The following is a 24,038-nucleotide window of genomic DNA, read 5'->3' as shown; positions in this document are numbered from 1 at the left end:
CGTAAAGAATGATAAGTCACCCTACACATGTTGTAAAAAAAGAATAATATATTTTTAGAAAGGAGGCTATATGAAAAAAAGGTGTGAAAAAATGGTAAAAAGGAGTATATAATGAGCAAGTGGGAAATGTTACGGGAAGAAAGGATGTGAATGTTAGTAGGGGAAGGTCCATACTAACAAGCATGAAAATAAAAATATTAATAGCAGATGATAATTCTTTTATTAGAGAAGGCATGAAAATTATTTTAAATACATATGAAGAGTTCGAAGTGGTAGATACAGTAAATGATGGGAAAGAAGCAGTGGACTATTGCCAAAAGAACGACGTTGATATCGCTCTTTTAGATGTTCGTATGCCAAACATGAACGGGGTAGAGGCGACGAAGTTCATTTGTGAAGAGACGAAAACAAAACCGCTTATTTTAACGACGTTTGATGATGATGAATATATTTTGGATGCAGTAAAAAACGGAGCGAAAGGTTATTTGTTAAAAAATAACGATCCGGAGCGTATTCGTGATGCGATAAAAGGAGTATATAACGGTCAAACTGTTATGCAAGATGTTGTCCTCGATAAAATTAAGTCTAATTTAATGGAAAGTAAAGAGGAAGAATGTAAAATTGATAAGAGCCTTTTCACAGAAAGGGAGCTTAGTATTATCGCATTAATTGCAAAAGGTTTCTCGAATAAAGAAATTTCGAAACAGCTTTTTATATCTGAAGGAACAATTGCAAATTATATTACGTCAGTTTTAGGGAAAACTGGACTTGAACATCGCACACAAATTGCGATTTATTACTTAACAGGGAAAGTAGATTAGTGATATGGAATTTTGGCTAACTGTAAGTAAATTAATTGTCTTTTTATATATTGTGTTTAGTTATATTTACGCAAATGTAGTAAATTTACCTTGGGTTATATTTACTTTACTTATTTACCTCTCTGTAAACGTAATGATTTCTATATTTAAAAAAGATACGTATAAAAAATTATTAATCGGTATGTCAATTGGCATAATTATGTTATTTACATGGAGGGTTCATCCATTTTTTATTTTGTTTTTACCTTTGAACTTATACGAAATTACATTCCATTACATAGAAAAGAATTGGCCACGCTTTGTTGTTATGATGCTCCCAATTACGATTGCAGATGAAAGTATTCGAATGACTTATGGATTAATTGTTGCATTTTCTTTTCTCATTTTAACTATTGCAGATCGATATATATCGCGTGTAGTAAAGCTTGAATCGCAAAATGATAAGATGCGAAAAGATATGCAACGACTTACGAAAAGCTTACATGAAAATAAAGAGTACATAAGACAATCTGAATACACATTTAAGCTAGAAGAGAGAAATCGGTTATCGCAAGAAATTCATGATAAAATTGGTCACTCGATGACGGGTGCACTTATTCAAATGGAAGCAGCAAAAAGGTTAATGGAAATAGATAAAGAAAAATCTGCGGAGTTATTACAAAATGCAATTCACATTTCAAAAGATGGAATTGAAAGTATTCGCATTACATTAAAAAATATGAAGCCTCCAACTGAGCAAATTGGCATTCATCGTATGAAATTATTCATAGAGGAATTTGCCGGTAAGAATGATGTGAATATTCCTTTTGTATACAAAGGGAACTTAGATATGATTTCTCCCATTCAGTGGAAAATTATCGGTGAGAATGTTACAGAAGCACTAACAAACGCAATGAAATATGCTGATGCGACAGTTATTTCTATAGATATTCATGTACTTAACAAGATGGTTAAGGTGCAAGTGAAGGATAACGGAAAAGGGGTAGCTCTTGTTAAAAAAGGTCTCGGTATTATGGGGATGGAGGAGCGAACGGCGTCTGTAAACGGAAAAATTATTGTAGATGGGACAAGTGGTTTTTCAGTAACGATGTTGTTGCCAATATAAAGAGAATGGTACGAGGATGAACCATCTCATATGAAAAAAGTGAATATTCTCATGTGAAAAGAATGAACTTCTGCACTGAGCAGGTTCATTCTTTTTGTTTATACTAAAAGCAGAGAAATCGAAATAGGGGTGAAAATGATGAATACATTAGAAATTAAAAATTTAACGAAAAAATTTGGTGATTTCATCGCAGTTGATAATATGTCTTTATCTATTAAAGAAGGAGAAATATTTGGCTTTTTAGGATCAAATGGTGCTGGTAAAAGTACAACGATAAATATGATCGCTGGGTTGTTAAGAAGTAATGAAGGTGAAATTAGCATACTAGGAAAAAATATAAAGAAACATAATCGATTTGCGAAAATGAATATCGGTATTGTTCCGCAAGATATTGCGATTTATGAAGAGTTAACGGCCTATGAAAATGTGAAATTCTTTGCTGGATTGTACGGATTACGAGGAGCCGAATTAAAAGCTAGGGTAGAGGAAGCTCTTCAATTTGTAGGACTTAGTGATAAACAGAAAAGCTATCCGAAGAACTTTTCTGGTGGGATGAAGCGAAGACTGAATATCGCTTGTGCAATTGCTCATAGACCGAAGTTAATTATTATGGATGAGCCGACAGTTGGAATTGATCCACAGTCAAGAAACTACATTTTGCAGTCAGTACGCAAATTAAATGAAATGGGAAGTACAATTATTTATACGAGTCACTACATGGAAGAGGTAGAAGAGATTTGTACGAAAATAGCGATAGTAGATCATGGTAAAGTAATTGCAGAAGGTACGAAAGAACAGTTAAAAGCAATTATTACTGACACGAAAGATATTTGGATTGAAGTGAAATCGGTAGAGAATTTAGATGTAGAAAAATTAAAAGAGATAAACGGTGTGAAAGCAGTTCAAATTGAAGAAAACGTAATTAAAGTGAATTCTGATGCGGGATTAAATAATTTAAATAAAATTATTCAACACTGTATCAATCATGATATTGAAATTCGTTCATTAGAGGAGCAGGCTCCCAACTTAGAAACAGTATTCCTTACATTGACGGGAAGAAACTTACGAGATAAATAAAAAGTAAATGAAGAAAAGGTAAAGGGAGGTTCATCAATTGAACATCTTCAATATTGCAATTATGCATATTAAAAGAGATTTCAGAGACGTAAGAACTTTAGTTTTTATGTTAGCATTTCCGATTGTGCTTATGCTTGTGTTAGGAACAGCTTTAAGTAATGCATTTAATAGCGATAGTCAATCGATTAAAGATATACAAGTTCTATATAAAGATGAAGCGAGTAACACGTTTTCTCAATCATTTGAAGCATTTACGAAAGAAGTGGATAAATCAGGTGTTCATTTTAAAAAAGCTTCTGGCAGTATAGATGGGAAAGAAGAAGTGAAGCAAAATAAATATGCTGTTTATGTAGAGTTAAATAAAGATGGTGCAAAATTTTATGGGAGTGACAAAAGTAGTATTGAGGGAAGTATTGTGGAAGGAATGCTTACAACATTTGTTGATAAGTACAATGTAGCGGTCGAAGTTGCAAAAGTAGATCCTACTAAGGTTAGTACGGTTATTTCAAACGGAAATCATAATGATTATATAAAAGAAACATCTTTACAAGCTGCGAAAAAACCAGGTTCTATGGATTACTATGCGGTTGTAATGACAACGATGATTGCACTATATGCTGCGATGGGAGCGAGTTCTTTAATTCGAGGAGAACGAATACGTAAAACAGGAGATCGTCTCATTGCTGCACCTATAAGTAAAGCTGAAATATTCATTGGAAAAGTACTTGGTAGCTTAGTAGCAAACGCCCTTTGCGTATTACTTGTCATGTTATTTAGTAAATTTGTATTTCAAGCGAATTGGGGCGACCACCTTGGAATCATATTTATTATTTTATTAACACAAGTCTTTCTAGCAATTAGCTTTGGTTTAGGGATCGGGTATATTACGAAAACAGCTGAATCATCGAGAGCAATTATTCTTGTTGTTATACAGTTAACTTCTATTTTTGGTGGTGCATACTTCGTAGTAGAAGAAAATTTCATTACGAACTTATCACCATTAACGTGGGCAAACACAGCTGTCATGAAAATTATTTATGCAAACGATGTAGGAGCGGTACTGCCAGTAATATGTTTAAATCTTGGGATTTCAGCACTCTTTTTATTAATTACAATTATTGCATTACGTAGACGGGAGGGGCTATAGTATGAAAGATATTTTATGGCTCATACAAAAAACGTTATCTGTGCTTTTGAAAAATAAAAAAAGTTTACTCATTATAATTAGCTTGCCGATAATAGGGACGCTCATTTCCTTCTCGATATACGGAAATGCAGGGCAAGGAACGTTAAATATCGGGATTGTAAATAAAGAAAATGAGCCAATAGCAAATGATACGATAAAGTTTTTAGAAGGATTAAATCATGTGAATGTGAGTAAGGTTAAGGAGTCTGAAGTAGAAGATAAACTCACTTCCAAAAAACTTGATGGAGTTATTACATTACATTCTGGTTTTTCAAAAAGTGTTCGAGAAGGGAAACCAGAGCATATTGAAATTTCATCGATTAAAGGTGATCAAGTAACAGCATTTATAAAATCATATTTATATAATTATATTGATAATATAGCAGCTATTAGTAAAGTAGCAGGAACAGATCAAAGTACATTCGACAATATGTACGCAGGGTATCAAAAAAGTTCATTTAAAATGAAAACGGAGACGCTAGAAGATACTTCGAAAAATAAAGATATGACAAATCAAACGATGGGTTACCTTATTATGTTTATGCTGTTTTCAGCATCGAACTTATCAGGTCATATTTTAAAAGAAAAAGAGAATAGAACGTACTTTAGACTATTATCAACGCCGATAGATGGGAAGAGATTTATATTATCTAATGTCGGAGTAAATATGATGATGCTAACAGTACAAATTCTAATTACAACCCTATTCCTAACGAATGTTTTTCATACGAATATCAATATGCCTTTCATAGTGATGATTGGCGTACTCATGCTATTTGCTTTAATAGCGATTGGAATATCGTTAGTCCTTGTCGCTTTTTCGAAAAACTCAGCATCGGCAAATACGATGCAAAATCTGGTCATTGTACCAACTTGTTTACTTGCCGGATGTTATTTTCCATATGACATTATGCCAAAAGCGGTACAAAAAGTAGCTGATTTCCTTCCGCAGCGTTGGTTGCTAGACACGATAGCAAAACTACAGCAAGGAATTCCATTTTCAGAGTTGTATGTAAACATTTTAATCTTATTCGCCTTTGCGGTAGCATTCTTCTTAATTGCTATTTATAAGTTTGGAAGAAATAATGATGCGAGAAACTTTGTTTAATATGAAAAGGGTGTGACGTTAAGTCACATCCTTTTTTGTATGAAGCATGAAATCTGGATTTGAATGCCAAAATAGAAGGATGGAAAGAAAAATGAGCGAAAGGAAATCAAAATGATTAAAAAAATATTACGAATTACTTCTATTATTATTGCTATTTTCGCTTTTATTTTAATTTGTATGCATATTGATGTTAATTTAGGTAGGAAAATGGAAACTGGGAAAAACATGCCAACAGAGTATGCACCTCATTATAGTGATTTTCAATTATATGTAGAAGGAAAGTCATTTTATAAACGGTTATTTACTGATATAAAAGAAGCGAAACAATCTATTTACACTTATTTTTTTATTTTATCGGATGATAAAAGCAGTCATACTTTTTTGAACTTATTAAAAGAAAAGGCAAGAGAAGGAGTAAACGTATATTTATCTGTCGATTTACTTAACGATTTATCATTTGAAAGAAAGATGAAAAAAGAATTACAGAAAAATGGTGTGCATTTTACATATAGTAGAAAACAGGAATTACCATTCGGGTTTTATTCCCTTCATCATCGTAATCATCGCCGCATTACAACGATTGATGGAGAGATTGGTTATACAGGTGGTTTTAATATAGGGGATGAGTACTTAGGGAAAGATAAACACTTTGGGTACTGGAGAGACTATCATGTACGGATAAAAGGAGAAGGTGCAAAAGATTTAGAGGAACAATTTGCTTTAGATTGGAAACGAGATACGAAAGAAGATATAAAGAGAAGTACGAATAAAGCTAGTAAAGGGAATACATTACATACTATGGTTAGTTATAATGGGCATCACGTCGCTGAAAAATATATAGATCTTATAAAACAAGCTCAGCACTCCATTGTAATTGCAACGCCGTATTTTATAGCGAAAAATAAAGAATCCATGAATGCTTTAATCGCAGCACAAAAGCGTGGTGTTACAGTAAAAATACTTTGGTCATATAAACCAGATCTACCTCTTATAAAAGAAGCGGCGTATCCATACATACGTCAAGCTGTTAATAATGGGATTACTGTATATGGGTATAAAAAAGGAATGTTCCATGGTAAATTAATGCTTATTGATAATGAATTAACCGTTATTGGTACAACAAACTTTACTTCGCGTAGCTTCAATATAAATGATGAAATGAATTTTTATATTTATGGTGGTCCTATTGTAGGACAAGTTAATAAGACGTTAGCAGAGGATTTTCATGATTCGAAAGAAATGACGAAAGAGTTTTTTGAGAAGTTATCTTTTTGGGAGCGTTGTAAGGAGAAAGTGGCGGGATTGGTTGACTTCTATTTGTGATGATGAATTAGGAAAGGGTGCCTACAAAAGGCACCTTTTTTGGTGGGAAATCATTATTTTTCATGCACCAGCATCGTAACATCACCATTAATCAACGTCCCCACATGTTCGCCTAAACATATTTTCTTCATGACACCAGGCTCATCAAAGTTAAAGACGTGTGCTGGTAAATTGTAGTCCCGGGCAAGCAGTAATGCCGCTTGATCCATGACTTGTATATTTTGTCTAACGACATCATTATAGTTTAGTTTGCTGTACATTTTTGCTGCTTTATTATGTTTTGGATCACTAGTAAAGACGCCATCTACTCCTTGTTTTGCGACTAATATTGCGTCACTATTCATTTCAATGGCCCTTTGAACACTTGGATAATCTGTCGTAACGAATGGTTGCCCGTTACCACCTCCAAAAATAACGATATACCCGTTATCTAAATGGTGGACTGCACGTAGGCGAATGTATGGTTCAGCTACAGCATTAAACGGGATGGAAGTCATAACGCGCACTTCTTTATTTGTTTTACTTGTTAAAACGCCGCGTAGCATTAAGCTGTTAATGATTGTACCTAACGTCCCGATATTGTCAGCTTCTACACGATCGATTCCCCATTCTTCCGCTAGATGACCTCTAAAAATGTTCCCGCCTCCAATGACGATAGATACCTCAATACCTAAATCAACGATGGATAAAATTTCGTTTGCGATATGTTCTAATCGTTTGGAGTTAAAGCTATTTCCGGTTTGATCGGCAAGTGCACCGCCGCTTAATTTAATTAAGACACGTTTATATGGTCTCATAACAATTCCCCCTATATAGATCGCAGTCAACTCCCCCCACTGAGATAAAGCCTTTCAGTGGGGGCTTGAGTTCGAACACTAGGTCTTTTCGTCTATCGCTAGACAGTTTGACGCTCTAGCATTCATGCTACCTTATGGTAACACCCCGAGTCTGTTTTTGGTTGGTAATGACAACGAACGATTGTTTTCCCACTTGCATCACCCTTTCGAAAAAGAGCAGTTCTCCCTTATGGAAGAAGCCACCACTCAGATGAATCCGGCGTGTGCTACAAGCCCCGACAAGTCGCGTACACATGGATGGTTGACGCACCCACTAAGCTATGCACAAAGCAATAGCCTTACGTTTTTGCACTTCTAATAGAATCGGCGTTTTCACTTTGAGATTGCCATCCAATTCTACAACTCCTGACTTTTTCAATGTATTCAGCGCACCATTAATATCAGCATGGATACATGTTCCTGCTTTACTTTGATACAGACCACGCGTAATTCGTTTGCCGCTAAAGCGATATTGCGTCTTATCATCCTTAGACCAAACTGGAACCGGATCCTTATCAAGAAAACTAGCTTTTGAAGTATAGCTTTCTTCTTGTTTGAAAAAGCGAATGCCTTCTTTTACACATTTATTCTCAATCGCTGCAATCAATTTCTGAAATGGGATTTGAACAAACTTTTGATTATTCTTTTTCCCCATATGAGAGTTTTGTTTCCAACCAGCGTTATACCCTACAACAATCGTATCTATATCGAATTCTTTCACTTTTTTGAACAACAGACCTACTGTTTGTGCAATATAACCGTTTATTTGTCTTTCTCGTTTATGCCAAAGTGCGGCCATTTTATTCGTTACAATACGTTTTGAAATTCCATTGTTCATATTTTTCTGCCCTAGATTACATATCATTTTGTTGAAGTATTGATTTATGGATTTTAGTTTTTTCCCATCCATTAAGAAGGCATCACCTGTATTGGTTACGCAACTTAACAATCTGTCTACACCTAAATCGCAACTCAAAGCGTTACTAGTGGTCGTAGGTGGTTTCTTCATTTGAGAAACGTGCATTTCATATGTATAATGCACCTCAAAGAACCGACCTTTTTGCTTTGGTACAATCTCAATGTAGGAGATGTTTTTATTTCTTAAGTTTTTTGGCATACGTATTTTAATAGAACCGAATTTTTTTCTGAATGCAACATTCATCGGAATCATCCAATACCCGTTCTCATCCACTTTTGGCACTTGATAGATTTCAATAATTCGTTTGTCAGTGGAACGAGAATAGTTCGGAAACTTAGGACGCCCTGTGAACTGCTCAGTTTTTTTCTTCCACTGTTCTAACGCTTTAAAAAAGCTCTTCACTTCTGTAAACAAGGCTCTACGAATCGCTTGAACCGAATTTGATTGAATGCCCCAGTAATTCATATCGGCTTGCATGGCAGTATCCACTTCTCTTATAGTAGCCATTTTATTATGATTCAAGTAACTTTGTTTAATCGTGTACAATCCAACATTTCGCAATGCTTTTGAACTATGTGACATGCGTTGCAGTAAGCGGAATTCTTTAGCAGTCAAGCAAGCTCGCCCAATATTTTGTTTTTGAGTGAATCGTTGTATGATTTCTCTTTTCTTTTGTTTACGTAATACTTTCACTGCTTTCTTTCTGGCTATTGTTTTCACCGTCTTTCTTAGAGGACTCATTAAAAATTTTTTAACAAATCCATATTTGGAACGAAATGAAACAACATGCGAACATGTTCTTCATCGTAATTCCTTTTGACTCAAGTAGCTGAATGATAAGCATTATCCAATTTCGTTGTCTTACAATCTATTCCCTCCTCTCCTTATCTACGCAGATTATATCGTAAGACAAAAAAACAAACATTCGCACTCAAAAAATTATTATGAGCGAAACAAAAGAGTTCAGCCTACCTTCTGACGGCAATTCATCTCCACCTGAATTGTTGAGTTTCACCCGTAACACAAATCGGAGGGAGTCTTCTTGCCGAAAAGGATAAAAAAAGGAACAAAGGCGAATGCCTTTGTTCCTTTTTAAGAAAATGAAAAAGAAAAGAAGAAGATAGAACGAATTGCTTTGTATAGTTTTTCATAACATCCACTCCTTTTCATTTTGATTTGTTGTAAGTATATATCTTTTTGATTATACGCAATAATCTGATTGCTTATCAAGTTTATTTTATCGTTTTTTAACAAAATGGTGTCAATGAAAAAAAGAAGAAAAATATTTGAATTTTTTGTGACGAACTTGTAGGTTTTTGTATGATTTTGTAGGTTCGCTTATAAGATGTGTGAGTAGCTTTTATAAATTCAAATTGAAAGCGTTCGCATGAAGGGGATGAACATAAATGAAAAAATTCGGATTGGCAACACAAATTTTTGTCGCGCTTGTTTTAGGGATTGTAGTAGGGGCAGTCTTTTATGGCAATAAAACGGCGATTTCTTATATCACACCAATTGGGGACATATTTATTCACTTAATTAAGATGATTGTAGTACCAACTGTTATTTCAGCATTAATTGTTGCAGTAGCTGGTGTAGGAGATATGAAAAAGCTTGGGAAACTAGGCGGTAAGACAATTCTTTATTTCGAAATTATTACGACGATTGCTATTTTAATGGGATTACTTGCAGCGAATATATTCCAACCAGGTACTGGCGTTGATATGAGTAATTTACAGCAAAGTGATATTTCTTCTTATAAACAAACTGCAGATGCTACAGAGAAGCAAGGATTCGCTGAGACGATTGTTCATATCGTACCGAAAAACGTATTTGAATCGATTGCACAAGGTGACTTATTACCGATTATTTTCTTCTCAGTATTATTCGGTTTAGGAGTCGCAGCAATTGGAGAAAAAGGAAAGCCTGTTTTTAACTTCTTTGAAGGTGTACTCGAAGCGATGTTTTGGGTTACAAATCAAGTGATGAAATTTGCACCATTTGGTGTATTCGCATTAATTGCGGTTACGGTTGCAAAATTTGGTGTAGCAACACTACTTCCTTTAGGAAAACTAGTGCTAGCTGTATACGTAACTGTTATACTATTCGTTGTGATTGTATTAGGTATTAATGCAAGAATGGTTGGCGTAAACATTTTTACATTAATGAAAATTTTAAAAGAAGAACTTATTCTTTCATTTACGACAGCAAGTTCAGAAGCTGTTTTACCTAATATAATGAGAAAAATGGAAGAGTTCGGTTGTCCAAAGGCAGTTGCCTCTTTCGTAATTCCGACAGGTTATACATTTAACTTGACTGGATCGGCTATTTATCAAGCGTTAGCGGCATTATTTGTTGCACAAATGTACGGTGTGCACATGTCACTGACAGAGCAAATAACGTTATTATTCGTTCTCATGTTAACATCCAAAGGTATGGCGGGAGTTCCAGGTGCATCGTTCGTTGTTGTATTAGCAACGTTAGGTTCAATGGGGTTACCACTAGAAGGTATCGCGTTAATTGCGGGAATTGACCGCATTTTAGATATGATTCGCTCATCTGTCAATGTATTAGGAAATGCATTAGCGGCCATTGTTATGTCGAAGTGGGAAGGCGAATTCGATAATGAGAAAGCAAAACAATATGTAGAAACAGTCAAAGAAACAAAAGCAGCATAAGAAATCGTTAAGGAGTGAATAATCATGGCAACATTAACTGAAGTTAAAAATGGTGTTCGAATTGAAAAAGACTTTTTAGGTGAAAAAGAAGTACCAAACTATGCATACTACGGCGTACAAACAATGCGTGCAGTTGAAAACTTCCCGATTACAGGATACAAAATCCATGAAGGCTTAATTAGAGCGTTCGCAATTGTAAAAAAAGCTGCAGCGCTTGCGAATACAGATGTAGGAAGATTGGAATTGAACAAGGGCGGCGCGATCGCAGAAGCTGCTCAAGAAATTCTCGATGGAAAATGGCATGATCATTTTATCGTAGATCCAATCCAAGGCGGAGCAGGTACTTCAATGAACATGAATGCAAATGAAGTCATTGCCAATCGTGCGCTTGAATTATTAGGAATGGAAAAGGGAGACTATCATTATATTAGTCCAAATAGTCATGTAAACATGGCGCAATCAACAAACGATGCATTCCCAACGGCGATTCATATCGCAACATTAAACGCATTAGAAGGTTTATTACAAACGATGGGTTATATGCACGATGTATTTGAATTAAAAGCAGAACAGTTCGATCATGTGATTAAAATGGGTCGTACGCATTTACAAGACGCTGTGCCAATTCGTCTTGGACAAGAATTTAAAGCGTACTCTCGTGTACTTGAACGTGATATGAAACGAATTCAGCAATCACGTCAACACTTATATGAAGTGAACATGGGAGCAACTGCAGTTGGTACAGGCTTAAATGCAGATCCAGAATATATTGAAGCGGTTGTAAAACATTTAGCTGCAATTAGTGAACTGCCACTTGTTGGTGCAGAAGACTTAGTAGATGCAACGCAAAATACGGATGCATACACAGAAGTATCAGCAGCACTTAAAGTATGTATGATGAATATGTCTAAAATTGCGAATGACCTTCGCTTAATGGCATCAGGTCCACGCGTTGGTTTAGCGGAAATTATGCTACCAGCTCGTCAACCAGGTTCATCTATTATGCCAGGGAAAGTAAATCCTGTTATGCCAGAAGTAATTAATCAAATTGCGTTCCAAGTCATTGGTAACGACCATACAATTTGCCTTGCTTCAGAAGCAGGACAATTAGAATTAAACGTGATGGAACCAGTACTTGTTTTCAACTTACTTCAATCAATTAGCATTATGAATAACGGTTTCCGTGCCTTTACAGATAATTGCTTAAAAGGAATTGAAGCGAATGAAGATCGCTTAAAAGAGTATGTTGAGAAGAGTGTAGGAATTATTACAGCCGTGAACCCTCATATCGGTTATGAAGCAGCAGCTCGCGTTGCGAAAGAAGCAATCGCGACAGGGCAATCCGTTCGAGAACTTTGTGTGAAAAATGGTGTACTGTCACAAGAAGACTTAGAATTAATTCTAGATCCATTCGAAATGACACACCCAGGGATTGCAGGAGCAACTCTTTTAAAGAAAAATTAAAAGAAGAGGGGGGACAAGCCCCTCTTTTTTGTTTACAATATAGAAATGCTATATATGAATAGAGGTAGGGATGTTATGAGCAAGTTTACAGTAGCTTCTAATGGTGCATTAGAAACAACATTAAGAGGAGCAGAAGTATTATCAACACCACTTTTAAATAAAGGGGTAGCTTTCACACAAAATGAAAGAGAAGAGTTAGGTTTAAAAGGGTTATTACCGCCAGCGGTTTTAACGTTAGAAGAACAGGCACGCCGAGCATACGAACAATTTAGTTCTCAGCCGGATGATTTATTAAAGAATGTATACTTAACTGCGTTACATGATCGAAATGAAGTATTATTTTATCGTATATTAACAGATCATTTACGTGAAATGTTACCGATTGTATATACACCAACTGTCGGTGTAGCAATTCAAAGATATAGTCATGAATATCGTAAACCACGTGGCGTTTATTTATCAATTAACGATTCATCAGGTATCGAAGAAGCATTTACCAATATCGGTGCAACAGCTGAGAACATTGATTTAGTCGTTGTAACAGATGGAGAAGGCATATTAGGAATTGGTGACTGGGGCGTTGGTGGTATTAACATCGCAATCGGAAAATTAGCTGTTTACACTGCTGCAGTTGGAATCGATCCTAGTCGTGTATTACCAGTAATTTTAGATGTAGGTACAAACCGTGAGGAGCTATTAAACAATCCATTTTATATTGGAAATCGTCACCCTCGTATAACAGGTGAAGCTTACGATGAATTTATTGATACGTTTGTACAAGCGGTAAACAAACAATTCCCGAAAGCACTTTTACATTGGGAAGACTTTAGCTCTCGTAACGCACGAAAAATTTTAGATAAATATCGTCATGATGTTTGTACATTTAATGATGATATTCAAGGTACAGGTGCAGTTTCACTTGCGGCAGTATTATCGGCAGTGAAAGCTTCTGGTGTACCGCTAAGTGAACACCGCGTTGTTGTATTTGGTGCTGGTACGGCTGGAATCGGTATCGCAGATCAAGTTAGAGATGCGATGGTCCGCGTAGGCGTATCTGAAGAAGAATCATATAAGCGTTTCTGGTGTATTGATCGTAACGGGTTAGTTACAGATAATATGGAAGATCTTCTTGATTTCCAAATTCCGTACGCAAGAAAAGAAGCAGAAGTAAGTGAGTGGAAAGAAAATGATGTGATCGGACTTGCTGAAGTTGTGAAACATGTAAAACCGACAATTTTAATTGGTACATCTACTGTTGCAGGTGCATTTAAAGAAGAGATTATTAAAGAAATGGCTTCTCACGTAGAAAGACCAATCATTTTACCAATGTCGAATCCAACGCCACTTGCTGAAGCAAAACCAGCAGATTTAATCGAGTGGACAGAAGGAAGAGCGTTAGTTGCAACAGGAAGTCCATTTGAACCAGTTACATATAACGGTGTAACGTATGTGATTGGACAATCAAATAATGCACTTATTTTCCCAGGGCTTGGTCTTGGAACAATTGTAGTACGAGCAAGCGTCATGACGGATGGAATGTTCGCAGCGGCTGCTGAAGCAGTTGCAAGTATGGTAGATACAAGTCAGCCAGGAGCACCTATTTTACCAGAGGTCGAAGAATTACGTAATATCTCAGAAATGGTTGCAATTGAAGTAGCGAAAGTTGCAGTTGCAGAAGGTGTTGCAAGAGTGAACTTAAGTGATAACGATATCAAGATGGCAGTGCGAGAAGCAATGTGGAAGCCAGAGTATCGCCAAATAAAAGCGGTAGAAAAGGTTAGAATATAGAAAAAAAGCCCGTTTATAACAATAAGCGGGCTTTCACTTTTACTACTGAAAAAAAGTATAGGAAGTGTCACCTTTGAATTGGAATCAATTATGGAAGAAAGATATGTCCCTTTTAATTATATTAATGGTCGTTGTTCCGATTGCTGGGGAGCTGAACTTTCATCCCTTTAATGATACGTTTCGAGTTAGCTTCGGTACACCGCTATTCTTCTTTTTATTATTATTTTTAAGAAGAGTACCAGCAGGAGTTGCAGGTATTCTAGTTGGTATATCTGTAGTCTTATTCCGAGTATGTCTTGACTGGATCATGCAAGGTTCATTTCATATGACAGAATCATTTTATTTGCGTTATCCTGTGTTCTTCTATTATTTTATTTATGGCAGTTTTTTTTCGCTTTGTAGGGTAAATAAGTTCCATCAGAAACCAATCATTATTGGATGCCTTGGAATTTCAATTGAAATTGTTGCAAGTATGTCAGAACTTGCGTTTTATCACATGTTAGTACTAGGTACAACAATAACGATTTCTGAAGTGAATAAACTTATTATTATTGCTATTTTTCGTAGTTTCTTTGCACTTGGTTTTTTAAATATGATGAATTTATATGAAACGAAATTAAAAGAATCGCAAGTTCGAAAAGAAAATGAAAATATGTTAATGCATCTTTCTAATTTATATGTGGAATCTGTTCATTTGAAAAAGACGTTACAAAATGCGGAGTTAATTACACAAGAAGCATATCAACTATATCGAAATTTACAAGTAAGCGCTGATTCAAGTAGTAAAACAGCATTGAAAATAGCGGGGGAAGTGCATGAAATAAAAAAGGATAATCAAAGGATATTTGCAGGATTATCTAAACTGTTATTAGATAAAAATGTGGCTGAATATGTAGAAGGACATGAGTTAGCAGAGATGATTGTTAGAATAAACGAGAAGTATGCTGAAATGCTAGAAAAGGATATACGTTTTTCTAAACATATAGAAGGTGAGCATGCTGCATACCACGTGTATACAGTGCTATCAATTTTTAATAACTTAGTTGCAAATGCAGTTGAAGCAATTGAAGATAAAGGTTTCGTTATTATTAAGCTATATAAAAGAAATCAGCATATATTTTTTGAAGTAATTGACGATGGGCCTGGTATTACACAAAAGTATAAGAAATTAGTATTTAAGCCAGGATTTACTTCCAAGTATGATCAAACGGGAACACCGTCAACTGGTATTGGGCTTTCTTACATAAATGAAATGGTAACAGAGCTAGGCGGAGAAGTGAAATTAGAAGACCGAGAAAATAAAAGAGGATGTAAGTTTATCGTTTGTTTACCAGAGGATAGTTTAAAGCAGGAAGGGGAATAGATTTGTTTTATTATATCGTAGACGATGATGAAGTTTTCCGTTCGATGCTTTCGCAAATTATTGAAGATGGAGATCTTGGAGAAGTAATTGGTGAGGCGGATGACGGAGCTTTTATTGAAGCGGATCAACTAAATTTTAAAAAAGTAGATATTTTATTTATTGATTTGTTGATGCCGATGAGGGACGGAATTGAAACAGTTCGTCACATTGCGTCAACTTTCACGGGGAAAATCATTATGATTTCTCAAGTGGAATCGAAGCAGCTTATAGGTGAGGCATATACACTTGGTGTAGAATATTATATTACAAAACCATTAAACAAAATCGAAGTTGTATCTGTTGTACGCAAAGTGATGGAGCGTATTAGATTGGAGCGTTCTATACATGATATTCAAAAATCATTGAATAACGTGTTTCAGTGGGAAAAGCCGCAATTGCGTACTGAACCAGTGCAAGAAGGAAAAAAGATAGGGGATTTAGGACGCTTTTTACTATCAGAACTCGGTATTGCGGGAGAGAATGGAAGTAAAGATTTACTTAGTATGCTGGAATATTTATATGGTCAAGAAAAGGAACAGACATTTGAGTTTGGCTTTCCTGCGTTAAAAGAAATTTTTCATCATATTACGATAAGGAAATTAGGGGATCTAGCTTTAGAGGCGGATATTGATAAAGAGAAAAAAGCGTCTGAACAAAGAGTACGTCGAGCTATTTATCAGTCGTTAAATCATTTGGCTTCTTTAGGATTAACAGACTTTTCAAATCCAAAATTTGAAAGCTATGCTCCAAAATTTTTCGATTTTACCGTAGTTAGAAAACGGATGACAGAAATGACGAAAGATGAACTCGCATCTTCTGGTCATACGCGAATTAATACGAAGAAGTTTATTCAAGTGTTGTATTTTGAGGCGAAGAGGTTGATGGAGATAGAGTGAAGAAGATGCTTATAAATAAGCATCTTCTTTTGTTAAATCAACATTTTATATTTTCTCATGGAGCATGTAAAATGTTAAGTAAGAGAAAATGGTTTTATATTAAGGAAGTGTCAAAGCGATGAGTTTCACATTGAATAAATCGATTATTAAAGAAGTGTGCGGAGAGACCTCATATAAAAGAGGTGAAGCCTATTATAAATCAAATAAAGTGATAATAGATCATTACGATGAAAATAAAGAAATTTGTGAGGCGACAGTAAAAGGGAACGAGGATTTCCATGTTACAGTAGCAAAAGCCAAAAAGGGTGATGTTGTTGCAAAATGTAGTTGTCCTTCATTAGCGTCTTTTCAAACGTACTGTCAACATGTTGCAGCAGTATTAATACAAATAAACTATAATCAACAAACAGGTGGAATGAGCTCCACTAGTAGCAGAAATGATCAATTGACAAGTGGTATGTTTCAGCTGTTTGCAGACAAACCACTGAGGCCAAAAAGTAAACAACACCGTTTTGATACACGTGAAATATTAGATATTGAGTTTATATGTACACCAGTTGCTACGAGAAGTGGTGGGGCTCTTCTTGGAATCCAATTGAAACTTGCCAAAGTGTATTTCATAAATCATATTAGAGAATTTCTTTCTAAGGTGGAGAAAAGAGAGTCTTTTCATTGTTCAAATGAATTTACATATACACCAGATGTACATAGTTTTAAACAAGAAACGGATGCGATTATTCAGCAGCTCATTAAAATGTATCATAACGAAAAAATGTATGAAGATACGCTAGAAGTACATGCGAAACAAGATGAAAGTATGATATTTATACCACCAGCTTCATGGAAAGATATGCTCTTTTCACTTTCTAAAGCTGAATATGTACAGCTGAAACAAAATGAACAACTGTTTCAGGGATTACAAGTTTCAAAAGGGTTGTTGCCGTTACACTTTGAATTTACGAAGGGAAATAATGGCGGATTTACACTTCATATAGAGGGTTTAAATCGTGTACAAGTTATGGATATGTATAACAATGCACTTTACGATGGGAAATTATATCACTTACACATTGAAGATTGTATGCGACTTATTGAATTACAAAAGATGATGAGTCGCTCAAATAGTAATCAGTTTTATATTCCAGAAAGTAAGATGGAACATTTCGTCGCGAAAGTTGTACCAGGATTAATGAAGCTCGGAACTGTACACATTGATGAAGTAATATCGGATCGTGTTGAAACACCTTCGCTAAAAGCGAAATTGTATTTAGACCGCGTGAAAAATCGCTTATTAGCAGGTCTTGAATTTCACTATGGGAACGTCATGATTAATCCGCTAGAAGAGGATGGACAGCCGTCTGTTTTTAATCGTGATGAGAAAAAGGAAAAAGAGATTTTAGACATTATGAGTGAAAGTGCTTTTGCAAAAACAGAAGGCGGTTACTTTATGCATAATGAAGAAGCTGAGTATAACTTTTTATATCACGTTGTGCCAACATTAAAAGGTTTAGTTGATATTTATGCGACAACAGCAATCAAATTGCGAATTAGTAAAGGGGATGCAGTTCCTCTTATTAGAGTGAGAAGAAAAGAAAGAATTGATTGGTTGTCATTTCGTTTTGATATAAAAGGAATACCAGAAGCAGAAATTAAAGGTGTATTAGCGGCCCTTGAAGAGAAACGTAAATATTATCGATTGGCGAATGGTTCGTTTTTATCGCTAGAGAGTAAAGAGTTTAATGAAATTAATCAGTTTATAAAAGAATCAGGTATTCGGAAAGAATTTTTACATGGAGAAGAGGTAAATGTTCCGCTTATTCGGAGTGTAAAATGGATGAACGGACTTCATGAAGGCAATGTTTTAAGTTTGGATGATTCTGTTCAAGAGTTAGTAGAAAACATTCAAAACCCGAAAAAATTAAAGTTTGCTGTGCCAAATACTTTAAATGCAGAAATGAGAAAGTATCAAGTATATGGGTTCGAATGGATGAAAACACTTGCTCATTACCGTTTTGGCGGTATTTTAGCAGATGATATGGGACTTGGAAAAACGTTGCAAAGCATTGCTTTTATAGATTCTGTTTTGACTGAGATTCGAGAAAAGAAACTGCCAATATTAGTCGTTTCACCATCATCTCTTGTTTATAATTGGTTTAGTGAATTGAAAAAATTCGCCCCGCATATTAGAGCAGTTATTGCAGATGGAATTCAAGCAGAGCGCCGGAAAATTTTGAAAGATATAACGGAATTTGATGTTGTAATTACGTCATATCCATTACTGAGAAGAGATATAAGATTGTATGCAAGACCATTTCATACACTATTCCTTGATGAAGCGCAGGCGTTTAAAAACCCTACAACGCAAACGGCAAGAGCTGTGAAAACAATTCAAGCTGAATACCGTTTTGGGCTAACGGGTACACCTGTAGAAAATTCATTAGAAGAGCTATGGTCTATCTTCCATGTCGTCTTCCCAGAATTATTACCAGGAAGAAAAGAGTTCGGTGATTTAAGGCGTGAAGATATAGCGAAGCGAGTGAAACCATTCGTATTAAGACGATTAAAAGGGGACGTATTAAATGAGTTGCCAGAGAAAATAGAGCACTTACAATCATCGCAGTTATTACCGGATCAAAAGAGACTTTATGCTGCTTATTTAGCGAAGTTAAGGGAAGAAACGTTAAAGCATTTAGACAAAGATACGTTACGTAAAAATAAAATTAGAATTTTAGCTGGTTTAACGAGATTGCGACAAATTTGTTGCCATCCTGCTTTATTTGTTGATGATTACAAAGGAAGTTCAGCTAAATTTGAACAACTGTTAGAGATTTTAGAGGAATGTAGAAGTACAGGGAAGAGAATATTAATTTTTTCTCAATTTACGAAGATGCTTTCCATTATTGGTCGTGAGTTAAATCGACAAGCAATTCCATACTTTTATTTAGACGGGAGTACACCAGCGCAGGAACGTGTAGAGCTGTGCGATCGGTTTAACGAAGGAGAAGGAGATCTATTTCTCATTTCTTTAAAAGCTGGTGGTACCGGACTTAATTTAACTGGTGCAGATACAGTAATATTATATGATTTATGGTGGAATCCAGCTGTTGAACAACAAGCGGCTGATAGAGCGTATCGAATGGGGCAAAAAAATACAGTACAAGTTATAAAGCTAGTAGCCCACGGAACAATTGAGGAGAAAATGCATGAACTGCAAGAAAGTAAGAAAAATTTAATTGCTGAAGTGATTGAGCCAGGAGAAGAAAAATTAGCATCCATTACGGAGGAAGAAATAAGAGATATTTTAATGATTTAATATGAAAAAGCTATGCTTTCACATGTGAAAGCATAGCTTTTTGTTGTAATAATTATATTTTGTTTTGTGCAAAGTAAAGAAATCAAATGTTATTTAAATTACTTCTTTGTACCTTTACTTTTGTAGGGTTTGGCAGCTGCCTTTTTCTTTGCACTTGATTGCCAACGGTTCCATCCTTTACTTCCTGTACCTTGTCCTACACCTTTTTTCGGTTTTGCTTTCGTTTTACTCATATGATCACTCCGTTATATAAAAATCTTATTTGATAATAGTCAATGATTTAGAAAATACTCTTTATAAATGACTATGATTGCTGTAAGTAAAAATAAACTGCTTGAATGCTATAGTATAACATGAATTTGCAAGTAAACTGAAAGGAATTATAAAGAAAATGAAAATAATAAGAAATACTGCAGATTCTATATTCCGAACGATCACATTAATTGTTGTGTATACGTTAGTTTCGGTCAGTGAAACATTTTTGGGATTGACGAGGCAGAAAAAGTAAAGATGTTAAATTAACAACAATCAATAAAGCCGTAAAATAAAGAATTGAAAAACATTTTAAAACTTTTTGTTGACTTTCTTTATTTTTTGTATAGAATAATCATTAATAAAATGTTTCAGAGATGTGACAACAAAACGACTATGAAAGGACGAGTAGTAGTAGGACGTAGTTTAAGCGAGTCAGGGGTGGTGTGAGCCTGATACGAAGCCTATTATGAAGAACCTCCTGGAGTTGCTAACCGAAATCCTTTATAGGAAAGTAGACTTAGCCGGGAACTTCGCCGTTACAAGAAGAACAGTATCGAGATATTTCATCTCCGTATTGTATAAGTGAGCAACCTCTGTTGCTAATTTGGGTGGTACCGCGGAACCAAAGCCTTTCGTCCCAGTTTTTTGGGAAAGAAGGGCTTTTTTTGTTGGCTTCTTTTCACAACATCCAAACATTTTAGGAGGAAACCACCATGTATCAATCATTAATGACAGTAAGAGAGACTCAAATTGCAATTAAGGAAGTTAAAACATTTTTCGAGGACCAATTAGCAAAACGCCTTGAACTATTCCGCGTATCTGCACCATTATTCGTAACGAAAAAATCAGGATTAAACGATCACCTAAACGGTGTAGAACGTCCAATTGAATTTGATATGTTACATTCAGGAGAAGAATTAGAAATTGTTCATTCACTAGCGAAATGGAAACGATTTGCATTACATGAATACGGATATGAAGCTGGTGAAGGTTTATATACAAACATGAACGCGATTCGTCGTGATGAAGAACTTGATGCAACGCATTCCATTTATGTTGACCAATGGGATTGGGAAAAAATCGTTCAAAAAGAATGGCGTACTGTTGAATACTTACAAAAAACAGTACAAACAATTTATGGAATATTCAAAGATTTAGAAGATCACTTATTTGAAAAATATCCGTTCCTTGGAAAGTATTTACCGGAAGAAATTGTTTTCGTTACTTCTCAAGAATTAGAAGATAAATATCCAGAATTAACACCGAAAGATCGTGAACATGCAATTGCAAAAGAACACGGTGCAGTCTTCATTATCGGAATTGGTGATGCACTTCGTTCAGGTGAAAAGCATGACGGACGCGCAGCTGATTATGACGATTGGAAATTAAACGGTGACATTTTATTCTGGCACCCAGTACTACAATCTTCATTTGAGTTATCATCAATGGGAATTCGTGTTGATAGTAAATCACTTGATGAGCAGTTAACGAAAACTGGTGAAGACTTCAAACGTGAGTATGATTTCCATAAAGGTATACTAGAAGACGTACTACCATTAACAATCGGCGGTGGCATTGGACAATCAAGAATGTGCATGTACTTCTTACGTAAAGCACATATCGGTGAAGTTCAATCTTCTGTATGGCCTGACGATTTACGTGAAGCTTGCAAGAAAGAAAACATTCATCTGTTTTAATAGAAGTAAGGGAATAGCTTAAATATAGAGCTATTCCCTCTTTTTTATAAAACATTACTTATTTATTACCGAGTTCTTCTGCTAAACCGATTAAAATTCCTTCGACTCCACGAATGTAGCAGAGACGATACGAGTTCTCGTACTGAACTACTTCGCCAACGAGCTCTGCACCATGCTTAGTGAGTCTCGATACCATTTCGTCAATATCCTCGACAGTGAACATGACGCGTAGATAACCGAGGGCGTTTACAGGAGCTGTTCGGTGATCTGCTATAGTAGGAGGGGTGAGAAATCGCGAAAGTTCAATTCGGCTGTGGCCATCTGGAGTGACCATCATAGCAATCTCTACGCACTGAGAACCGAGTCCAGTTACGCGACCAGCCCATTCACCTTCGACATTTGCTCGATCTTCGAGATTCAAGCCAATCTCCTCAAAGAAAGAGATTGCGTTATCAAGGGATTCTACAACGATGCTGACATTGTCCATTCGTAGTAATTTGTTTTTTGCCATAGTCTTATCTCCTTATGTATAAAAGTTTATTATTTAATTATCCTCATAATTATACTACTAAGTAGTTACAAATTCCTTTCAGTCAAAAACACCTTGTCACAGTATAGGAAAATGTGACAAGGTGTTTTTTAATATATCATATAGCATCTTGTTAACGAATAGCTTTTTATTTAATAGGAAGGAAGTAGATTAATATGTTTTTTTTATAAGCGTTACTAAACATATCAAATTAGCTCATTTGCACGAAAGGCTCAATTTTCGCCATAAATGATTGATGCAGCGCCTCAACGCCTGTTACTAAATGAAGGCGGTCAATAACGACAGACACTTTAATTTCTGATGTACTTACCATTTTAATATGAATATCTTCTTCTTTTAAAGTAGTGAACATATTTGCAGCGACACCTGGGTTAGATACCATGCCAGATCCTACGATTGATACTTTTGCTAAGTGATTTTCATGTTCTACAGATTCATAGTGAAGAGTTTCTTGATTTTGTTCCAAAACTTCTAAAGTTTCTCTTAAATCATTCGAATGAATGGAGAAGGAGAGATGTACAGTTCCTTCATTTGTAATACTTTGAATGATGATATCTACATTAATGTGTGCTGCTGCTAATGTAGAGAAAACTGTTGAAAGCGAGCCTTGTTCTAGTCCTTTAATTGTGACACGTGTAATATTATCCTCAAATGCAATACCTTTAACGATTGATTGTTGTTCCATGTTACATTCTCCTTTTACAATTGTTCCGTTTTCTTGTTCCATACTTGAGCGAACTTCTAAAACTACGTTATGATTTTTAGCAAACTCAACGGCGCGCGGGTGTAATACACCAGCACCGAGGTTTGCAAGTTCTAACATTTCGTCATAAGAAATTTCATCTAATTTATAAGCATCTTTTACAACTCGTGGATCCGTCGTATATACGCCGGTCACATCTGTGTAAATATCACATTTTTTTGCGTTTAGTGCAGCAGCTAATGCGACAGCAGTTGTATCAGAACCGCCTCGTCCAAGCGTTGTAATTTCAAAATCTTCACTGACTCCTTGGAAACCAGCTACAATAACAATCGTGCCTTTAGTAAGATAAGACTGAATTCGATCTGTATTAATTTCAGTAATCCGTGCACTACTATGTACAGATTCTGTCGTAATACCAGCTTGCCATCCTGTTAATGAAATCGCGTTATACCCTTTTGCTTGTAGTGCCATCGTTAATAATGAAATAGTTACTTGCTCTCCTGTCGATAGAAGCATATCCATTTCGCGTTTACTTGGATTTTCTGTAATTGCGTTAGCGAGTGCGACAAGTTCATCCGTGCTTTTTCCCATTGCTGAAACGACAGAGACAACGCTATGACCTCGTTCATATTCTTCAATAATTAAATTTGCTACATGTTGAATGCGTTCGACGCTTCCGACAGAAGTGCCACCGAATTTTTGAACAATTGTTTCCATTACAAATTCCTTCTTTCGTCTATTTTTAAGAATAGATTAGGAAATATATAAATCCCAATACTCCTGTAGTTACCAGAAAGACAAACAAAAAACACCATCTCAAATAAGTGAGGATGGTGCTGTTACAGGAAAAGGGAAACAGAAAACGGAGCTAATAAAAAAACCGCCAAAAAAGGAATATCATAAAAAATGATATCTCT

At 35.6% G+C, this 24,038-nt stretch carries 18 protein-coding genes and 1 other annotated feature; of the genes, 13 read left to right on the top strand and 5 right to left on the bottom strand.

Going from position 1 to position 24,038, the window contains the following annotated elements:
- Positions 1–182: 182 nt before the first annotated feature.
- From ACTFO4_RS08590 to ACTFO4_RS08565, 6 genes are all read left to right on the top strand, one after another.
- Positions 183–821 (top strand): response regulator, encoded by a 639-nt coding sequence (locus ACTFO4_RS08590; RefSeq protein WP_440013599.1) that lies wholly within the window; start codon positions 183–185, stop codon positions 819–821.
- 4 nt (positions 822–825) lie between these two features.
- Positions 826–1,926, top strand: a complete 1,101-nt coding sequence (locus ACTFO4_RS08585) for a sensor histidine kinase (protein WP_440013471.1) — start codon at positions 826–828, stop codon at positions 1,924–1,926.
- Positions 1,927–2,064: 138 nt separating this feature from the next.
- Positions 2,065–3,003, top strand: coding sequence for an ABC transporter ATP-binding protein (locus ACTFO4_RS08580; RefSeq protein WP_001093818.1), 939 nt, complete (start codon positions 2,065–2,067; stop codon positions 3,001–3,003).
- Positions 3,004–3,040: 37 nt separating this feature from the next.
- Positions 3,041–4,150: an ABC transporter permease gene (locus ACTFO4_RS08575; RefSeq protein ID WP_440013474.1), complete on the top strand. Its 1,110-nt coding sequence runs from the start codon at positions 3,041–3,043 to the stop codon at positions 4,148–4,150.
- A gap of 1 nt (position 4,151) precedes the next feature.
- Positions 4,152–5,297 carry an ABC transporter permease gene (locus ACTFO4_RS08570; protein ID WP_440013476.1) on the top strand — a complete coding sequence of 382 codons (1,146 nt, stop codon included), beginning with the start codon at positions 4,152–4,154 and terminating at the stop codon, positions 5,295–5,297.
- 111 nt (positions 5,298–5,408) lie between these two features.
- Positions 5,409–6,620 carry a phospholipase D-like domain-containing protein gene (locus ACTFO4_RS08565; protein WP_000591890.1) on the top strand — a complete coding sequence of 404 codons (1,212 nt, stop codon included), beginning with the start codon at positions 5,409–5,411 and terminating at the stop codon, positions 6,618–6,620.
- Between the two features lie 53 nt (positions 6,621–6,673).
- Here ACTFO4_RS08565 and pyrH read toward each other — a convergent pair whose 3' ends face one another.
- Positions 6,674–7,417 (bottom strand): UMP kinase, encoded by a 744-nt coding sequence (gene pyrH, locus ACTFO4_RS08560; RefSeq protein ID WP_001248051.1) that lies wholly within the window; start codon positions 7,415–7,417, stop codon positions 6,674–6,676.
- Positions 7,418–7,730: 313 nt separating this feature from the next.
- Positions 7,731–9,086 carry an RNA-guided endonuclease TnpB family protein gene (locus tag ACTFO4_RS08555; protein ID WP_440013601.1) on the bottom strand — a complete coding sequence of 452 codons (1,356 nt, stop codon included), beginning with the start codon at positions 9,084–9,086 and terminating at the stop codon, positions 7,731–7,733.
- A 695-nt stretch (positions 9,087–9,781) separates the two neighbouring features.
- Between ACTFO4_RS08555 and ACTFO4_RS08550 the strand changes: the two genes are divergently transcribed.
- The 6 genes from ACTFO4_RS08550 (at position 9,782) to ACTFO4_RS08525 (ending at position 19,916) form a co-directional block, all read left to right on the top strand.
- Complete coding sequence (locus ACTFO4_RS08550) at positions 9,782–11,053, top strand: cation:dicarboxylate symporter family transporter (protein ID WP_440013480.1); 1,272 nt, start codon at positions 9,782–9,784, stop codon at positions 11,051–11,053.
- Positions 11,054–11,077: 24 nt separating this feature from the next.
- Entirely contained in the window at positions 11,078–12,517 is a 1,440-nt protein-coding gene (aspA, locus tag ACTFO4_RS08545; RefSeq protein ID WP_000224194.1) for an aspartate ammonia-lyase, read from the top strand.
- A 75-nt stretch (positions 12,518–12,592) separates the two neighbouring features.
- Entirely contained in the window at positions 12,593–14,305 is a 1,713-nt protein-coding gene (gene malS, locus ACTFO4_RS08540) for an oxaloacetate-decarboxylating malate dehydrogenase (protein WP_440013482.1), read from the top strand.
- A gap of 64 nt (positions 14,306–14,369) precedes the next feature.
- A complete protein-coding gene (locus tag ACTFO4_RS08535) occupies positions 14,370–15,668 on the top strand; it encodes a sensor histidine kinase (protein WP_002023846.1) in 1,299 nt (432 codons plus the stop codon).
- Between the two features lie 2 nt (positions 15,669–15,670).
- Positions 15,671–16,603 (top strand): response regulator, encoded by a 933-nt coding sequence (locus tag ACTFO4_RS08530; protein WP_440013485.1) that lies wholly within the window; start codon positions 15,671–15,673, stop codon positions 16,601–16,603.
- 118 nt (positions 16,604–16,721) lie between these two features.
- Entirely contained in the window at positions 16,722–19,916 is a 3,195-nt protein-coding gene (locus ACTFO4_RS08525) for an SNF2 helicase associated domain-containing protein (protein WP_440013486.1), read from the top strand.
- Between the two features lie 98 nt (positions 19,917–20,014).
- On the opposite strand, the gene ACTFO4_RS08520 is transcribed toward ACTFO4_RS08525, so the two are convergent.
- A complete protein-coding gene (locus ACTFO4_RS08520) occupies positions 20,015–20,149 on the bottom strand; it encodes a DUF3934 domain-containing protein (protein WP_000047588.1) in 135 nt (44 codons plus the stop codon).
- A 406-nt stretch (positions 20,150–20,555) separates the two neighbouring features.
- Positions 20,556–20,814 (top strand) — a binding site (T-box leader).
- Between the two features lie 70 nt (positions 20,815–20,884).
- On the opposite strand from ACTFO4_RS08520, the gene asnA reads away from it, so the two are divergent.
- Positions 20,885–21,868 carry an aspartate--ammonia ligase gene (asnA, locus tag ACTFO4_RS08515; protein WP_000284917.1) on the top strand — a complete coding sequence of 328 codons (984 nt, stop codon included), beginning with the start codon at positions 20,885–20,887 and terminating at the stop codon, positions 21,866–21,868.
- A 58-nt stretch (positions 21,869–21,926) separates the two neighbouring features.
- Here asnA and ACTFO4_RS08510 read toward each other — a convergent pair whose 3' ends face one another.
- Together ACTFO4_RS08510 and ACTFO4_RS08505 are read right to left on the bottom strand one after the other, a co-directional pair.
- Complete coding sequence (locus tag ACTFO4_RS08510; RefSeq protein WP_017673966.1) at positions 21,927–22,379, bottom strand: VOC family protein; 453 nt, start codon at positions 22,377–22,379, stop codon at positions 21,927–21,929.
- A 229-nt stretch (positions 22,380–22,608) separates the two neighbouring features.
- The gene (locus ACTFO4_RS08505; RefSeq protein WP_017673965.1) at positions 22,609–23,838 is read right to left on the bottom strand and encodes an aspartate kinase; all 1,230 of its coding nucleotides are present in this window, start codon (positions 23,836–23,838) and stop codon (positions 22,609–22,611) included.
- Positions 23,839–24,038: the final 200 nt, after the last annotated feature.

The sequence above is a fragment of the Bacillus cereus group sp. MYBKT14-1 genome (genome assembly GCF_051915185.1).
Lineage (GTDB): Bacteria > Bacillota > Bacilli > Bacillales > Bacillaceae_G > Bacillus_A > Bacillus_A cereus.
This window is presented reverse-complemented; position numbering and strand designations above follow the sequence as displayed.

Coding starts and splice junctions, on each gene's coding strand:
- ACTFO4_RS08590 (WP_440013599.1), top strand. CDS start 183: ATGAAAATAAAAATATTAATAGCAGATGATAATTCTTTTATTAGAGAA.
- ACTFO4_RS08585 (WP_440013471.1), top strand. CDS start 826: ATGGAATTTTGGCTAACTGTAAGTAAATTAATTGTCTTTTTATATATT.
- ACTFO4_RS08580 (WP_001093818.1), top strand. CDS start 2,065: ATGAATACATTAGAAATTAAAAATTTAACGAAAAAATTTGGTGATTTC.
- ACTFO4_RS08570 (WP_440013476.1), top strand. CDS start 4,152: ATGAAAGATATTTTATGGCTCATACAAAAAACGTTATCTGTGCTTTTG.
- ACTFO4_RS08565 (WP_000591890.1), top strand. CDS start 5,409: ATGATTAAAAAAATATTACGAATTACTTCTATTATTATTGCTATTTTC.
- pyrH (WP_001248051.1), bottom strand. CDS start 7,417: ATGAGACCATATAAACGTGTCTTAATTAAATTAAGCGGCGGTGCACTT.
- ACTFO4_RS08550 (WP_440013480.1), top strand. CDS start 9,782: ATGAAAAAATTCGGATTGGCAACACAAATTTTTGTCGCGCTTGTTTTA.
- aspA (WP_000224194.1), top strand. CDS start 11,078: ATGGCAACATTAACTGAAGTTAAAAATGGTGTTCGAATTGAAAAAGAC.
- malS (WP_440013482.1), top strand. CDS start 12,593: ATGAGCAAGTTTACAGTAGCTTCTAATGGTGCATTAGAAACAACATTA.
- ACTFO4_RS08525 (WP_440013486.1), top strand. CDS start 16,722: ATGAGTTTCACATTGAATAAATCGATTATTAAAGAAGTGTGCGGAGAG.
- ACTFO4_RS08520 (WP_000047588.1), bottom strand. CDS start 20,149: ATGAGTAAAACGAAAGCAAAACCGAAAAAAGGTGTAGGACAAGGTACA.
- asnA (WP_000284917.1), top strand. CDS start 20,885: ATGTATCAATCATTAATGACAGTAAGAGAGACTCAAATTGCAATTAAG.
- ACTFO4_RS08510 (WP_017673966.1), bottom strand. CDS start 22,379: ATGGCAAAAAACAAATTACTACGAATGGACAATGTCAGCATCGTTGTA.
- ACTFO4_RS08505 (WP_017673965.1), bottom strand. CDS start 23,838: ATGGAAACAATTGTTCAAAAATTCGGTGGCACTTCTGTCGGAAGCGTC.